This window comes from Emergencia sp. 1XD21-10, assembly GCF_009936045.1.
Taxonomy (GTDB): domain Bacteria; phylum Bacillota; class Clostridia; order Peptostreptococcales; family Anaerovoracaceae; genus Senimuribacter; species Senimuribacter intestinalis.
Genome location: NZ_QWEQ01000008.1, coordinates 160,359 through 176,961, shown reverse-complemented (window position 1 = coordinate 176,961; position 16,603 = coordinate 160,359). Strand labels below are relative to the sequence as shown.

17 protein-coding genes are annotated in these 16,603 nt (G+C 43.9%); all 17 read right to left on the bottom strand.

The features are described from left to right. Nucleotides 1-7 precede the first annotated feature (7 nt). On the bottom strand, nucleotides 8-892 hold the full coding sequence (locus D1151_RS06925; RefSeq protein WP_161908402.1) for a conjugal transfer protein: 885 nt from the start codon (nucleotides 890-892) through the stop codon (nucleotides 8-10). A 13-nt stretch (nucleotides 893-905) separates the two neighbouring features. Then, nucleotides 906-2,345, bottom strand: coding sequence for an FtsK/SpoIIIE domain-containing protein (locus tag D1151_RS06920; RefSeq protein WP_161908401.1), 1,440 nt, complete (start codon nucleotides 2,343-2,345; stop codon nucleotides 906-908). Then, entirely contained in the window at nucleotides 2,332-3,135 is an 804-nt protein-coding gene (locus D1151_RS06915; RefSeq protein WP_161908400.1) for a phage integrase family protein, read from the bottom strand. Before D1151_RS06915 ends, D1151_RS06920 begins: the two co-directional genes overlap by 14 nt. Before the next feature lie 15 nt (nucleotides 3,136-3,150). Then, nucleotides 3,151-3,684, bottom strand: coding sequence for a metal-dependent hydrolase (locus tag D1151_RS06910; RefSeq protein WP_306770863.1), 534 nt, complete (start codon nucleotides 3,682-3,684; stop codon nucleotides 3,151-3,153). Nucleotides 3,685-3,712: 28 nt separating this feature from the next. Further along, on the bottom strand, nucleotides 3,713-4,216 hold the full coding sequence (locus tag D1151_RS06905; RefSeq protein WP_161908398.1) for a hypothetical protein: 504 nt from the start codon (nucleotides 4,214-4,216) through the stop codon (nucleotides 3,713-3,715). A gap of 13 nt (nucleotides 4,217-4,229) precedes the next feature. Further along, the gene (locus D1151_RS06900; protein WP_161908397.1) at nucleotides 4,230-5,417 is read right to left on the bottom strand and encodes a M23 family metallopeptidase; all 1,188 of its coding nucleotides are present in this window, start codon (nucleotides 5,415-5,417) and stop codon (nucleotides 4,230-4,232) included. A gap of 41 nt (nucleotides 5,418-5,458) precedes the next feature. Continuing rightward, entirely contained in the window at nucleotides 5,459-5,728 is a 270-nt protein-coding gene (locus D1151_RS06895) for a hypothetical protein (RefSeq protein WP_161908396.1), read from the bottom strand. Between the two features lie 58 nt (nucleotides 5,729-5,786). Then, nucleotides 5,787-6,125 (bottom strand): hypothetical protein, encoded by a 339-nt coding sequence (locus D1151_RS06890; RefSeq protein ID WP_161908395.1) that lies wholly within the window; start codon nucleotides 6,123-6,125, stop codon nucleotides 5,787-5,789. A gap of 89 nt (nucleotides 6,126-6,214) precedes the next feature. Next, nucleotides 6,215-6,388 (bottom strand): hypothetical protein, encoded by a 174-nt coding sequence (locus D1151_RS06885; protein WP_161908394.1) that lies wholly within the window; start codon nucleotides 6,386-6,388, stop codon nucleotides 6,215-6,217. Nucleotides 6,389-6,567: 179 nt separating this feature from the next. Then, complete coding sequence (locus D1151_RS06880) at nucleotides 6,568-7,572, bottom strand: ParB N-terminal domain-containing protein (protein ID WP_161908393.1); 1,005 nt, start codon at nucleotides 7,570-7,572, stop codon at nucleotides 6,568-6,570. A 2-nt stretch (nucleotides 7,573-7,574) separates the two neighbouring features. Next, entirely contained in the window at nucleotides 7,575-8,591 is a 1,017-nt protein-coding gene (locus tag D1151_RS06875) for a ParA family protein (protein ID WP_161908392.1), read from the bottom strand. Beyond that, on the bottom strand, nucleotides 8,579-8,824 hold the full coding sequence (locus tag D1151_RS06870; RefSeq protein ID WP_161908391.1) for a hypothetical protein: 246 nt from the start codon (nucleotides 8,822-8,824) through the stop codon (nucleotides 8,579-8,581). Before D1151_RS06870 ends, D1151_RS06875 begins: the two co-directional genes overlap by 13 nt. A 379-nt stretch (nucleotides 8,825-9,203) precedes the next feature. Further along, entirely contained in the window at nucleotides 9,204-10,538 is a 1,335-nt protein-coding gene (locus tag D1151_RS06865) for an APC family permease (protein ID WP_160202065.1), read from the bottom strand. Between the two features lies 1 nt (nucleotide 10,539). Continuing rightward, nucleotides 10,540-11,709: a BTAD domain-containing putative transcriptional regulator gene (locus D1151_RS06860; RefSeq protein WP_160202064.1), complete on the bottom strand. Its 1,170-nt coding sequence runs from the start codon at nucleotides 11,707-11,709 to the stop codon at nucleotides 10,540-10,542. After that, nucleotides 11,700-13,244, bottom strand: coding sequence for an amidohydrolase (locus D1151_RS06855; protein WP_161908390.1), 1,545 nt, complete (start codon nucleotides 13,242-13,244; stop codon nucleotides 11,700-11,702). Before D1151_RS06855 ends, D1151_RS06860 begins: the two co-directional genes overlap by 10 nt. Then, nucleotides 13,234-14,868 carry an amidohydrolase gene (locus D1151_RS06850; protein WP_161908389.1) on the bottom strand — a complete coding sequence of 545 codons (1,635 nt, stop codon included), beginning with the start codon at nucleotides 14,866-14,868 and terminating at the stop codon, nucleotides 13,234-13,236. Before D1151_RS06850 ends, D1151_RS06855 begins: the two co-directional genes overlap by 11 nt. An 18-nt stretch (nucleotides 14,869-14,886) precedes the next feature. Next, on the bottom strand, nucleotides 14,887-16,497 hold the full coding sequence (locus D1151_RS06845; RefSeq protein ID WP_160202061.1) for an amidohydrolase: 1,611 nt from the start codon (nucleotides 16,495-16,497) through the stop codon (nucleotides 14,887-14,889). Between the last annotated feature and the right edge of the window lie 106 nt (nucleotides 16,498-16,603).

Here is a 16,603-nt window from a genome sequence, read left to right as displayed (position 1 = left end):
CATCCTCCTAAATTCTCGTATCTATTTTCGTAACGTAGAACCGATCCCCATCCTTTTCAGCTGTCAGATACAAATGCTGCGACAGGATCACTCCGCTGTTTGCCACTTTAATTCTCACATCGATCACATAGCTGTCAGTTTCTGCGATATAGACTGCTCTCAAGGTATCAATGCTACCAAATTCCATGCCATCCACAGTATTTGTAATACCGCTTCCCTCCGATACATAATACATCAACTCACCGTCGCTTCCTCCATAGTAAACTTTGCAAAAGCTCTCTATGACAGACATAATCTGATCCTTCTCATGATTGGAAACCTCTGTTCCATTGAGTGCACCTGACGCAATTCCAACATCAGCCACCTCCAGATTCGGTACAATCTGCGGATACTCATCCACAGCGTACTGTCCTCCGCTAGATGCTACAGGCACTTTCAAACTAAACTTACTGTATCTTTTTCCAAACTGTATCTCTGCCATTACCGTGACATTGACATGGCTTTCATCAATCAGCTGTACATCCACTGCATTCGCAGCAATAACAGCAATTGTTACTCCTTCTTCTGGGGCATCGATCCGAAGATTCTTTGCTGTATAAGATGCGACTCTGTTCTCGTAATCACCACCAAGTTCTCCATCAAAGGTGAGATACTCTCGTACAAATTCTTCAGCAAACGCCATGGATCCGTCTCTTAACTTCTGTTCAGCACTGACAGTTTCCATGTACATCTCCATCGCTTCACGCTGCTTTGATATGGTGTTTCCCATGATGATGTCTGCAGCGCCTTTGATAAAAATCAATCCCAACATGGTCCAGAGCAGTACCTTTCCTGCTGTTCGTAGCTTCGTGGATCTAACTTTAGTTACTTTAATTTTTTTCTGCTTTTTCACTTTTGCCTCCTTTCTAAAAGCCCCTGTATTCATGATCCGTTTCAAAATTCTTCAGATCCTCATATTCATCATAATCTCCCTCAGCTTTTTCAAATTGAAATGAATGGCCACTCTTCTCCTCGTTAAGCAGCATCTTCCCCCGCTGATAATTCCCTGGTCTGATGTCTGAGTCTTGAAAATTGTATGCCTGAAATTCCCAAGTATCTGCGCCCACAGAATACATAAATCTGCCAAGCGTATCTCCAAGTTCTGCGGCTTTCGTATTACCAAGAACCATTTCAGATGCTTGAGAATCAACCATTCTTCCACTGATTCTGATTGGTAAATTGTTCTTAATTTGTCCAATGATAACCTTTGCATCAGGACGCTGCGTGGCCAAAAGCATATGTATTCCCGCCGCGCGAGAAAGCCTTGCCAAAGATGACATTTCTTTTTCTATTTCATAAAATATAGCCTTGTCAGCTGCCTGCAAACCAGTCTTATCCAGCATCTCTGCAATTTCGTCACATACCAAAACAACCCTGGCTAGTTCATCATTGGGATATCGCCGATTATACTCTGACAAATTCTTAGTTCCCGTTTCCCGGAATAAATCAAGTCGCATCATCATTTCACGATTCAAATCTTGCAGAAGTTCCAATGCGTCCTGCCGTCTGGTGATGACATCGCCAAAGCTTTCAAAGGCTGAAAACTCAATACCACCCTTGAAATCAATCATATACGGTTTAACGCCTTTGCGGATACACTGCCAGAATAAACACCGTAGCGCTACAGACTTGCCTGATCCGGTGACGCCAGCAATCAATGCATGAGGATATTTATCCAAATTGAACTCCACTGGTCCCAGCAGATCCTCGCCTGCAACAATAACGAACTCTTTATCACTAATGCACTGATCTGCCCATAGAAGATTTGTGCTGAGACCGTCGCTACTGGGAACAATATGCATTCTAATAATCTGCTTTGTATGTGCAGGTACTTCAAACTTTACAATGTTGCAGTCAAAAACAGTCTCCAGTTCCGATTTACGGCTCCGCCAGTCCGTAATTGTAAGACCAGGAGATTTAAATGACAAAATAACTTTCTTACCATCAACATCTTTACCAATCTGTTCGGGATACTGTCCCTGACGATTGCAGAACTTGATTGATGCAAAGGCCTCCGCCGCATCTGTCGTCTGCCCTTCCATCCTACCAAAACCATACAATGTCAAAATTGGTATCAACCAAATCAAATGAATTGCTATTGTAAAAACGTTAAATTCTCCTTCCGGAAAAATCTTTCCCAAGATGATATCTCGTAAATAAAAAAGCACCCCACAAACCAGGGTAATCAGAATAAATCCCAAAATTAAATTTGGTGCTCTAACCATCTTTTTTATCCCATCACCGACACCTTTAATAAAGGTTTCCGCTCCAACCTCTACCTGCCTGTCAAGTTTACTCTGATTCATTTTCACTCCATTCCTTTCCTAAATACAAATTTGTTGTAGATGCCTGGGCATGACCAAGCTGTTTCTGCACCTCTCTTCGTGCTGTTCTTCTTCCGGATCCATTTCCCCGCTGTTCGCGATATCGCATCCTTGAATTAATTCGGCGTAAATCATGCGTAGGAATACCCAAGGCGGTCGCTTTCTTTTTGAGATAAGCAGTTGAATAATCAAACGCTTTGTCAACGCCGGATTTTCCTTCCAACAATTCTTTCAGATGTTTTTCCAGAAAATCGTCCTTTATAACATCAACATGTCGTGATTTGCGACCCTTTCCACATCTGACAAAGAGTTTAATCCCGTCATCGGTAATCTCAATATCTTCTGCCCTTAAATCTCCGATTTCTGCAATTCGCAATCCGGATCGCACCTGCAAACGCAGGGCAATTCTGACCGTTTCGTTATTTAACCGATTGATTTTGCGCAAATATGTCTGTTCCGGTAAAATCGGTTCTTGTCCGGTTGGTTTTTGACGATACTGTGTACGCAAATCGATCAGTTCCTGCCCATAAAGCAAGCTCTTTGGTGCATCAAGTATATCTCTCTCATATTTTCTAACAGCAGAGATATACTTTCCACCTTGCTTGGTATCCTTGCAAGACACTCGAATTGCATCAGGTACGCTCATACCTGCGCGGATATGCTCATTTAGTCTTTCCAAGCATCCGATGTACGCAGCAGCAGTCAAACGTGACAGTTTTTGTGCTCTGACCAGTCGATACAAATCCTTGCGATAAAGATCAATATTGAACATCTTGCACCTCTCCTACTAACGTAAAATACTCACTACATCTATACCATACCATACTGCCAAAATCACAGCTAACACAACAGCTACCACTGCCTCTCCCATGCTGCTGGTCTTAATTGACAGTACACTCATTTTTTTATTCGAAAAAGGATATAGCCACATAATGCCGCTAGGATTACAGGTATCCAGCATCAAATGCGACAACATACCCGGCAGCAATCCAAAATACAGACTCCAGGCGATCAATGCCAGATCATCGTCCTGTAAAACATTAATTGCAGCACCCAATATCAATGCCAAAAGTAAAAGAAACAGCGGCGTATGCAGAACACCCCTGTGCTTCGTGACTGCCGAAACAGCATATGATGTAATCTGTGCTGCAGCAGACGATCGAGAAACTTTTGATCTGGTATGATCAATATCTGGCAACAATGAACCGATGACGGCACCAGATATAATTGCCGCCGTGGTAACTTTATCTCCAGAATGAATCGCCGTAATCACGGCTGTGCCCGCCAAGGCACCTCCCAATGTATGCGTTATATATGTCATTTTCCATTCCTTTCTCTTTTCAATCAACCTAATTAAGGTGAATATCCCGGTCAGAAAGCTGAAATTCCGTTTTTCCTATTATGATACATCCTCGCTTGACTTTGAATGATTCCGTTGTCTTCGTTCCATCATCCCAATCCAACGTTATCTCGGTTACATCGTCATTGACGCTGTATTTCACCCACTGGCTACTTAACGGAATGGAGTCTGTCTCCGTATCCTCCCAATAGTAAGCAGCCATTGTTCCATTTTCATAAAAAGTATAAGTAATTGGCTTACCCTCTAAAAACTCATCATAATAGATATATGTGTTTTCAAAGATCTGCTCCAGTTTTTCTCTTTGAACCTGATTGAACGATTCTTTTTCCGTCCTATCTGCCAATGGTTGCTTTTCTTCAGTAGTTTTTTCACTTGATGATGCATCCCCATCAAATCCTGTCCCCGCTGATTGAAATCCTATAAGCAGCAACGCCGCTGCCAGCGCTACTACCATCAGGAAAACTATTCCTACTGCAATCTTTTTTCTCCTCATCACAATCCTCCTATCAGTTTTTTGCTCGCAAATATTTCATCGGGTCTACCGGTGTTCCATTAAGACGCACCTCAAAATGTAAATGCGGTCCAGTAGAAATCCCTGTATTGCCAGATAAAGCAATCACATCTCCAGCTCTAACCTTCTGCGCTTTTCTAACTTTAATTACACTATTATGTCCATAACAAGTTGTAAGTCCTTTACCATGGTCTATTTCAATATACTTCCCATAACCTCCATAGGTTTCTGCAATGACAACTGTCCCCGATGCAGCTGCAACAACTGGCGCCCCTTCTGCTACTCCAATGTCAATGCCTGCATGATTCGTGCTGCCGCCAACAGAAGATGCATCTGTCCTGTATCCAAACTCTGAAGTAATGTACGTGGACGTTGTCGGCCATAACAAATCTCCTCCTGATCCGGATCCGTAGTAGCCAGTAGCTTCAAAATTCCCGCTGTTAAGCTCTCCAGATGCGGAAAAAGGTGTACCATTGGCAGTGCCTGAAATTTTAATAGAATTGCCTGAAATACTTCCTTCTACTTTGATTGTTATTCCAATTTTAGAAATTCCAACCAGCGTTCCAAATTTCTCATTGATTACAGCATTATTTTTACTATCCCTGGTTCCCATAATAAATTCTACGACTGTTTTGTCTCCCTTAGCGTGATACTGATGCTTTGCATCTGTCTCTGCGTCACTCTTACAGTCACCCAACACTGCAATGATTTCCTGCACCGTTCCTCCGCTGAAGGTCAGCTTATATTGATCTCCAATATTGTCACGACCGCCATAATATGTCCCCATCGCCACAAGATACGCATCACCCTTGCGCCTGAACCCCTGCGTATCAGTTCTGCACATCTGGTTCAGTTTAAACTGCGGCGATGATGTATCCAACTTAATTGTGTACAAGCGCTGATCAAACTGTGGCATATATGAAAAAAAATCTGTTCTTGCAGGCGGACCTGCTATCTCCATTTGCACTTCCGAATTTTTAGAACCCGCAGTAAACGTTCCACTTTCAACAGTACCTTGAATCCCTGTAGCGTTGATACCTCCGGAAATATCCATAATGATTGAATCGCCTCGAATATTACCCGTAATCATAATTGGCAGCGCCACGTTGGCACCGTAAACCGACGATGCATCTAAGCCTCCGCTCAAAATACCCGCAATCAGAACAAATAGCATCATCACCATTAAAAAAAGGCCTCCTATTCCGAAGCCTGTAATGATTTTTTTCATGATTCATTTTCTCTTTCTGTCCCACTGTGGGACGGATTATTTTTATGCATTTCACATTCTTTAGTCTCAAATTCACTGTCCCATTGTGGGACAGTCTGAACCATCCTTCTGACCGCTTGGTAATAACCTCTTGCTCCCATAATCTGCAATGCTGCCGGAGCATTTATAAACACATTATCAGTTCTGCTAGTCCATTCTTCTAAAAACTCCACTGTATAAAGTGGATCTCCTAATGCGCAGATCATTCTTTTTTCTGTTTCTGTCATTTGACCCTCCTCAAATCTTACGCCCCACTGTGGGACAATGATAAGTTCATTTCCCTGACTAAAGCTCCTCCCAACCGAGAGATTTCAACAACTCATACTTACGGCGGTCTACGGTCAATACTCTGACGGCCTTTCCGTTTATCTTTTGAACATTGGTATATCGTTCCCTGTTGCTGATAATCCATTGCAATATCTTGAAGTCATCTAAAAAAGGCTTTATTTTAGAAGTGCCAAGATAATTTTGATTCCTTATAACCACTTCCTTCAATTTTTGCTTAAAATCGTCAGCCCTGAAATTAATATATTGCTCCCGGTTACTCAATGCATATAATCGCGGCTGCGCCATCAATTCATCGACAACAGATAGAAATATTTTAATGAGTAAAGCACCATTCATCTATAACTCCCCGTCCCATTATGGGACAAATCTAAATTTTCACTTTCAACCCATCTAGCCGGTCAACAGAAATATTCACCAAATACTACTCATTGTCTGTCCACCGCAGCTCTTTCCGTGTAGGCATCCATTCCCATCACCATCCAATCATCGCTCACATAGCAGGGACGGCTCACATCCCTGGCGAGCCATGTATGGTCCGCCAGCGAGAGAGCCTCTGGCAAGTCCCCTCTGTCCATAACTCCATGCCATATTCCTTCCACTGTATCCCCTTATCCCATTCTAACGCTAACATATATTCCAATATTCCAACAACGTTACCAGTATACACTCTACTTTTTCCCCTTAAATCTGTTACTGGTAACAAAAAAATCTTATCATAGGCGACAATTATGTTTAATTACCAATTTTTTACTGAATCAAACTGGTAACCCCAAAAATTTCATTGCTTTTTTTGGTTACCGGTAGAAATCCGTTCTAAATAAGCTCTAATCGCCTCTGTTATGACCTGCTCCAAAGCATCCTGCTCTACATCATCCGGAACATCAACATCCGCAAATGCCTTTGCCGTTGACTTGAAAACTGGAGTCAGGTTAAGCCTGTTCATTGGTTTCGCCGGGTTAATCAATTCGCAGAGATCTGCCGCCGAAAGAAACTGCTCATTGCAGCGCTCTCTGATTTGCTTAATCAAAGCAAGTCCCGGACATTTCGTCGTTTCCTGTATAGCCTCGAAAAGTGCTGTTTGCTGCTCCATACTCAGAGGCGCAACCAGTTCAGCAACCGGAATCGTTAATTTTTTATCATCAACCATTTTCATAATATCGGGGATGAGTTTCTTCAGTGCCAAATATCTCTGCAGTGTTGTTCTGCTGATACCCATAATTCTGGCAGCCACTTCATCTGTTCTCTCGGTCCCATCGTGGGACAAAGTCTCAGAATTCCGTCTTGCTTCCATTTTTATCAGTGCATACTTGGTACTATACGCATCAGCTCGCTCACTTGGCAGCTGTTCTTCTCTCTGAATATTGGAGTCTAGCATCCAATAAGCCGCTTTTATATCATCACAATCATCTACAATCCGGATTTGTCCCAACTGCGTACTGAGACTGTTTATGCCAAGTCTACGCATTGCGTCTCTACGATTATGACCTGCAATCACTTCATAGTAACCTATCCTCGCATCAGGTCTCAGAATAATAGGTGATATTATTCCATTCTTCTCAATGCTTTTGCAGAGTTCCAGTTGTTTGGCTTCAGAGAGACGATTGAACGGGTGGATTTTTACACCGGGAATATCTATCTCAGTATGCCAATCCAGCATTTTATCAATCTCAACACTAACATCTTTCTGCTTTAATAAGCTATTCCCACCATCTACAAATTCAATATCGGAGGACAAACCAAACATCTCTTCCAACGGTGTAAAATTGATTTTTCTCTCTCCCATTACTAATCACCCTCCTTGTATCTATTGCGTCGCATGAAGCTGCCCATTGACTGGCAAATGACATCTGTCCCATTGTGAGACATCTCATTCGTAAGCAGTTCAACATATGTGCCCAAGGTTCTTATTACTTTTCCATCTCTCGTCCGTCTGTCATAGTAACCATAATGAACTAAATATTGATTATCACCCATTTGAAGAATATCTCCAATCTCAATTCGCTTACCCTGTAAATTATCATACTGAGTAACACCTATATACTCTGTCAACCAATTGCAATAAGCTTTGGAAGCCGCACCATCCGGATCAAAGGATGTGATTGCCTCCTGCTCTTTCGGTGCTCTGGAACCATTAATCTGCAGAGGTATCATTGTCTCAAATTTAGGTAAAGTATCTGCAAACGCTGTATCAATCTGCAATATAGTATCTTTTTGACTTCTGCTGCGTCCATCCACCATCGTAAGCAGAATCCCTGCAATCTGTAATACTGGATTAATTCTTTTTGCAAGAGATATTGACCTAAATAATTGTTCCATGCCTTTAACTGCAAAAACCTGTGCCTGTACTGGAATCACTATTTCATCTGCAGCAACCAAGCTGTTAATTGTCAGCAACCCAAGTGACGGCGATGTATCGATAATGATATAATCGTATCGGCTTCTGACATCGTCAATGATCAATTTCAATATCTGCTCTCGCTGAAAAACATTAATCAATGACATTTCCAGTCCCGATAACACAATATTTGCAGGAAAGAGACTCAGTCCTGGCTTTAAAGTAATTTCAGCTGTGCTGTAATCTATTGCCTGCTCGTTGGCCTTAGCGATTATTAAATCTGTAACGGTAGACAACAATTTGTCTGGTCGCTCAATTCCCATGTTATATGTCAAATTAGCCTGACCATCCATATCAATTAGCAGTACCTTTGAACCCATTTTATACAGCATATCTCCTAATGCTGCAGCGGTCGTAGTCTTTCCAACTCCACCTTTTTGATTTGCTATTGCTATTACTTTTCCCATAGTTTTCCTCCCCGTCCCATCATGGGACATGCTTTACTTTTTGGATTCGTAAACATCAGAATATTATTCGGTTGTTTCACTACAGCGATTGCTTCTTCCATATGAAATGCGTCCTGAGAAATTTTATCTCTACAAATCATTTCATTCACGCGCCTTAAAGCAGCATGCTCATCTGGTGCACTTATCTCTACAACTGCCATCATCTTCTGCGTTATCTCTACCTGAAACCTCATGCGTTTATTCTCCTTTTTGCATTAAAAAAGAGACATAATGGATATGTCTCTTAGTAAGCGTGTTCTCTATTTTTCCTCTATTTGTTCTCTACTTTCGTCAAATTGTAAAGAAATTTGACCTTTGAATCTATTGAAAACGCTAAATTCTAAATATAGTAAGTTACTCATATGGCTTCTACACCCCCGTCGAAACCTTTACACCCCCATATTTGTTACTGTATTCATTTTACATTACTTTTGTACTGTTTTCAACCAGTAATTTTTGACACATTGCGCGCTACAGCATCCAGCACAAAGAAAAACAGGAGCCTGGAAAAATTCTTTCCTCAGCTCCTGCAGATTATCATGCGCACATACTAGCAGATGTGCATACGATACCTTAGTTCTCCGCTTGCTCTTTTTTCTTAAAATAAGCGTGATAGAGAATATACCCCGCAATCGGAATTACGACACCGATGACGGAATTCATTGGATCTTCCCAAAGGGTTGTTACCAGTACCACCAGCGACAGCAGAATGGTCACTGCGGGCAGCACGGGATAGCCCCAAACCTTATATGGTCTTTCCATCTGCGGATTTCTCTTTCTAAACACATAGACCGAAGATACACCCAGCGTGTAATAAATCCATGCACAGAAAGCCACAAGGGCAGTCAATTGCTCAAACGTACCAAACAGAATTAATACAGAAGATACAATCATGGTCGCAATCTGTGCATTGACAGGCGTACCAGTTTTCGGATGGACTTTCGCAAAGACATCGAAAAATCGCTTGTCCCTAGCCATTGCATAGTATTCTCTCGGATACGCCAAAATGCAACCATTACAGGAACCAAAGATTGCAATCAGTGCACCGATGGTGACTAAAACTGCGCCTGGCTTGCCAAAGAGTGCCTCTGCAGCCATGGTTCCTGGTGCCTCAGTCGCAACAATTTGATCAATCGGTAAAATTTTCAGTAATGCAAAATTGAACAAAACGTAGACAAGGGTCACACCTAAAACCCCGATTGTTACTGCTTTCGGAAGATCTTTTTGAGGGTTCTTCAGTTCCTCTGCTACGATATAGACCGAGCTCCAACCGTCATATGCCCATAACGCCGCTACAATGGACAGCGCAAAAGCGCTCATTGGATTCAAACCTTCTCCCGGTACAATCTCCATCGGATTATTCATGCTGCCCATCATAAGACCGCATACGATAATAATCGCAATCGGCACCAGCTTTGCAATCATGAAGATTCCCTGCACATTTCCACCTTTTTTCACACCAGACATATTGATCAGTGACAGCATGATGATAATCCCAATCGCCATTGCCTTAATCTGCCACTCCGTCAATGGCACCAGAATACTAAAATAAGTAGAAAATCCTACTGCAAGGGCACTGATCGAACCAGACTGTGAGATAAAAAAGTCCGTAATTCCCATAGAAAATCCGATTCCTGGTCCATAAGCTTTAGAAATATAGTTGTAGGTACCTCCTGCCTGCGGCATGGAAGTACCCAGCTCCGCATAACATAATGCCGCCATCAGCGACATAAAGCCGGCAACAACCCATGCTAAAATGGAAAATCCTGCGGATAATCCTGCTCTGCTCAGCACATATGTACTGACATAAAAAATACCTGAACCAATCATAATTCCACTGACAATCGATACGCTGTGAAATAGTCCCAGTTCCTTTCTCAGTCCTGCTTTTTCTTGTTTTTCAGACATGTTATTCCTCCTTAAACATATGAATATCAACATCTGCCATATGCAGATTGCCAATCAGATACTGTAACAGCTGCGCTGACTTTTGATCCAGTCTCTTAGGATGGGACACCTGAATCTCCACTTTCCCTTTGAGACTGATCTCCTGCAGCAGTTTTTTAATGCAGTAAAAAAGATACGATTCCGACAAATTCTGTGCTGCAAGCCATTCCGAATATTGAGGAAACAACATGGCCAGCCCTGGTTTGAGATAAGTTGGCACTTTCACATCCTCCTCGATGATTGGCTCCAGCATACGATAAATCCCTTCAAAGTCTATTGGCTGTGCAGATGCAGTATAAAGCTGCAGCTCACATAAATCATCTTTCTCTTCTACTATCGTAATGTGTCCCATTTCCACCGGCGCATCTTCAAGAATCTTTCTGTAGAGAGCCCGCGTCTCTTCCATAGGACCAATATTTAACTCTTCACCAAGAATGCGCACACACTCTTTGTACTGGCAGATTGCTTTTGCCCGCTCCTGGTTCTGGCAGTACAGTTCCATCAGCTGCAAATGGACTTCCTCCAGCAGCGGATCCATCAGCAGCAGTTTTTTCAGGCAGGAAATCCCCTGGGCGAACTGTCCATTTTCCCGATACAGAAACGCCAGTTGCTTCGATACATCAATAAATGCCTGATTTACCGATTCCCGCTCCATCATAACCCACTCTTCAAAAGCCACACTTCCACGCACCGATATACCGTCTAAAAAGCTGCCGCCATGTACATTCACTGCATGCTGCAAATGCCGAATTTTCTCCTGCCTGCTGTCACAAACAGACGCTGCTTTCAGCGCTTTGCGAAATTCTGCCACGTCCACGAAAACGCCTAAAGATGCATTAAGACTGCACATGTTCCGCTCCGAAAAAATGATCGATGCCTCCTCTTGTCCACCCCATTCTTCTGCACAGATTTTTCTAATATAAGAAAGGCTCTGCCGCAAATTAGAGCGAGCATTTTCTTCTGGCAGTTCTGGCCAAAAAATTTCACTGAGCAGTTCTTTAGAAACCATCTGCCCTTTCCTGGCCGCCAGATAAAAAATCATCGCAAGCGCTTTGTGATTCAATTTGGCAAGCGCCTCTCGTCCATCGATTTCAATGTGCGGTCTCTGCAAAAGGTAAACTTTTATTTCCATAATACATCCTCCCGCGCATATACAATTTCCCCTTTTTTAATGGTCATTTCCACGCGAAGGGTTTCAATTTCTGCAGGAGAAAGGGTGCACAGATTTTGATCCAGTACGACAAGATCTGCCTGCATACCGATGCCAAGACTTCCAATTCTGTCTTCTGCCATGTTGGCATAGGCACCGTTTGCAGTATAGGTCCGCAGCGCATCATAAAGGGAAAGCTGCTGTACTGCATTGTGATGCAGCAGGCAAGAACCAATTGATTTTAAAGGGTTCAACGGTGTAACTGCATATTCAGAACCACCCGCCACAATACCTCCCTGCGCCACCACAGCGCCGATGGGATTGGTTCCCTTCCATCGATCTCCAAGCAGTGCAGCATATTTACCTTCCGCACCGCCCCACTGCCTGTCATAATTGGCTCGCATAGACAAAATCAGCCCCATAGAAATCGCCCAGGTGATTTGTGCTTCTGTCGGCAGAACAAAAAGTTCCAGCCTGTGACGCAAATTTTTTCTGCCTGCTATTTCAAATGCCGCGGCAAAAGCTGCCAACGCTTGTTCAATCGCCCTTGGTCCGATGCACGACAATGCAATCTGCAGGCCGGCAGTATGGGCTTCCAGCACAAACTGATTTACATCTTCCTGTGAATAATACAGTACCCCTTGGTGCTCACCATCTATATAAGGTTCATACAGTGCCGCCGTCTGAGATCCAATAGAACCGTCCAGATATATATTGCCTCCAATCCGCGGCAGTTTTGCCGCCTGTACCGTTGCCACATCCATGGTCTGCGGAAACAGAAAAATTTCCAGCCTGCTGTGCTCTGCAAACCGCTGCACCATGCGGATATCCTGATTTGAAAAAAAGGCGCCACCTTCCATAGCATTGACCGTTGTAATGCCGCAGCGGAACGCTTTTCGCTCCATATCTGCGAGGGCAAGTCTTCGGATGTCATCCGTTACAAAACAGGTGTATAATTTCCGTCTTGCAAATCCGCTGGCCTCTCCCTGCAAAACCCCTGTGGGCATCCCTTTTTCATCCCGCTGAATGCCAGAAATACTATAGGGAATTTTAAGTAAATTATAAGCAGAAGTATTTAAAATCGTTTTATGGAATTCTGTCTTGCTGACCACAACAGGATGTATGGAAGTAATTTGATCCAAATCCCATCGATTCAATTCCACAGTATCCTCATTATAGCCAATACACCAAATCAGTTCTCCCGCTTCAAATGCCTGCACCTTCTGTTGCAGCTGCTGTAGAAAGGCTTCTCTGGTATCCGCTTTAATTTCCACACAGTACTGCATCAAACCGCCCTGTACCATATGGACATTGCTGTCAATGAATCCAGGTAAAACCGTTCTGCCTTCCAAATCCAGCATCTTCGTACCAAAAAACCGTTTCGGCATCCTGCATGGCTTTTCCCATACCTCCGTAATCGTCTCACCCGTAATCCCAATGGCACAGTACTGCTTATCCGGTCTTTCCATTGAAATAAAATTGCCGTTATATAAAATATAATCTGGATTATTTTTCATAAACAACCTTTCCACCTACGACTGTCATCGCGACCTGTACTTCTGCCAGATCCAGCGGCGCAGTTTCATACAAATCCTGCGCTAGGACAACAAAATCCGCATACTTTCCAACCTCTATCGTTCCCTTGCAGTCCTCTTCAAATGTCGCATATGCAGGTCCTGTCGTAAAGGCATGAATGGCATCGTGTACACTGAGTTTCTGTTCCGCATGATAACCACCCTTCGGTGTTTTATCATAGGTACAGCGGGTAACTGCCGCATAAATGCCGTGGAGCGGACTGTATTCCTCTACAGGACTATCCGAACCTGCTGCAATCGTTACGCCCTGCGTTTTAAACCGATTCCAGTTATAGGACATACTTGCCCGCTTTGCTCCGACCCGCTCCTCTACAATGGCGATGTCAGAAGCCAAAAAGATCAGTTCAAGACCGCCGATGATATGGTATTTGGCAAAATCTTCAATAATCCCTTCTGTGGTAATCTGGCAATGGTCAATACCAAAGCGCAAATCTTCTTCTGGATGCTTTTCTATAATCTTAATGAATGCATCCAGTACGCTTCGCATGGCTCTATCTCCGATGCCGTCTGAAACTAGCTGCAGACCATGGTCAAAAGCCATTTGCGTTAGTGCTTCCAGTTCCTGCTGACTGATATACATTTCACCCGTATTTTCTTCCATTCCTTCCGGATTATCGCTGTATGGTGCCCGCAAGGCAGCAGTTCTTCCTCCCAACGACCCGTCTGTAATCGTCTTAAACGGTCCAATCCGAAAATACGGGCTTCCGTCTCCTGTGCGATACCCAAGTGCCAGAAAATCAGAAAGTTCTTCTAACGTGGCAAGGTGCAGCATTAGATTGACGCGAATCGGCAGCAGCCCTTCTCTGTCAAGTTCTTCGTATGCCTGCAAAATTTCTGTAAAATGGCCAGCACGAAGCAGTTCAAAATCATCGGTCTGCGCAGAAGTCATTCCCGCTGAAACATAACGATTGCACGCCGCAAGAATACACTTTTTAATGCGCTCTACCCCCAACGTTGGAATCATTCTGTAAATGATTTCCGTTGCCAGTCCAGTCAGCACGCCTGTTGCCACTTCATGGGCGTCTGTCAGAATCATACCGCCCTCAATCTGCTGTGGTTTGTGCAGCAGACCGCCAAGTTCCAGCACGTTGGTGGTTACGACACAAATTTGTGCACAGGTTCTGGTCAATACCAAAAAATATGCGCCGAATTCCTCGTCTAAGTCCTCTCTTGTCGGCATTTTCTTAGTATCAAACTGATTTTGATCCCATCCGCGGCCTTCTACCCACTGGCCGGGTTTAATTCCATTCTCCTTGATATAGCGGCGCAAACGGTCTTTCAATTCATCCAGGCTCCGGCAGTCATTTAAATCTGCGACTTCCAGGCTATACCCATAACTCAAAAGGTGCAGATGGCTGTCGTTAAATCCTGGCAGTACCGTCTTTCCTTGCAGATCGATGATCTGGCATGCGGTCCCCGCTGCTTCCTGCACCGCCTCATTAGTACCAACACACGTAATCAGCCCGTCTTCTACCGCAACGGCTTCAAAGCGGTGCTCTGCTGCATCCATGGTGTATCCGTTGGCATTGATAAATACTTTCTTCATATTTGATTCCTTTCTCCACTACGCGCCGCAGTGGGTTTCTACGATAGAAATACTATGGATCTGCTGCGGAGGAACCAGAAGCGGATTTCCATCCAGTACAGTAAAATCACCGAAGTAGCCTGGCGCAATGCGCCCCATCTGTCCTTCCATTTTTACTGTATAGGCAGGCGCCTTTGTATAAAGCGCCAATGCCTCATAAGGCGACAGCCTTTCTTCCGGTAAAAATCCGCCAGTCGGTCTCCCCTGCAAATCCATCCTGGTAACAGCTGCCTGCATCCCGTAAAGCGCATCGCAGCGCTCCACCGGGCAGTCCGAACTGCCACTAATCATCATACCTTTTTCTAACATGGTGCGCCATGCATAAAGCGCATATGCTTGACGAAGATCCAGTTTCTGCTCCGCCACTGCATAATCGGTCGGTACAAACGCCGGCTGAATGTCTGCCAAAATCCCCGCTTGCGCCATTCGGTCTAAAAGAGGCTCCGTCGCAATTTGGCAATGCACCAGTCTAGGGCGGCAATCTGTTCCATACTTGTTTTGGAAAGGCGTGATCACACGTATGGCCTGTTCCATTGCTCTATCACCGATACAGTGACATAACAGCTGCATCCCGCTTTCATAACTTTCCCGAACCAGCAACTCTAACTCTGCATCGCTGAAATTGAGAAGTCCCCGCTGCCTGCGATTTCTGTAAGGTACGGTTAATGCTGCCGTCTCAGCACCCAAAGAGCCATCCAAGATCAGTTTTAATCGTTTCCAGGAGAACCACTGGTCATCAGCAATCTCTACAAGAATCTTTTGCAACTGCCGGAATTCTTCCAGGGAAGATACCTGAATCTGCGCAAACACGCGTACAGGCAGGCGCTGCTGCTTTCGCAGGTTATCATAGGCACGTAAAATTCTCTCTTTCGACGTAAAATCCGAAAACGCTTTCATGTCATCACACTGCACCGCCGTAAAGCCCCTTGCCTTGATTTCCCTTAACGTCTCTTCAATCATCTGTTCAATTTCTTTGACGGAAAGCGCCGGTTTATGCACCAGTACCATGTCAGCAATCGCATCCTCATAAATTCTCCCATCTGGCATACCGTCAGGATATCTGCCGATATTCTGATTGTCCAGATAGGTATTATGGTCAATTCCTGCCAATTCCAAAACTTTGCTGTTTACCGCCGCAATATGAATGCAGACCCGCTTGGCAAAGACATAATGACAGTCTGAAACGCGGTCTAAATCTTCCCGGCTAAGCAGTCGTTTGTCCGGAAAATGTTCTTGATTCCAACGGCTTCCGATGATCCAGCTTCCTGCAGGAATCTGCTGTTCTGCAATGAATGCTCGCATACGCCGCACCACATCTTCTGCAGAAACGGCTTCCGATAAGTCCACACAATACCGCTGATTATACCCATACTCCACCAGATGCATATGACTGTCATGAAACCCGGGTGTTACCACGCGGCCTTGCAAATCAACCCATTCCGTCATTTCATCCTGCCTTGTAAAACCAATGTCCTCCTCGTCCACATCCACTGCCTGAATCACACCATCTTCAACCAGAAAGTTTGCAGCCATGGGATGGTCAGAATCCATCGTAATCATTGTTCCGTTATAATAGAATGTTCTATTCATCGTTCTCTTGTGCTCCTCCTATTTTAAGATTGTATCTGAGAAGCGTATTTTTTCTGTATATAAAACGTATTTTTTCCGTTTTTCTGTAAATAACGAAAAAATTCCC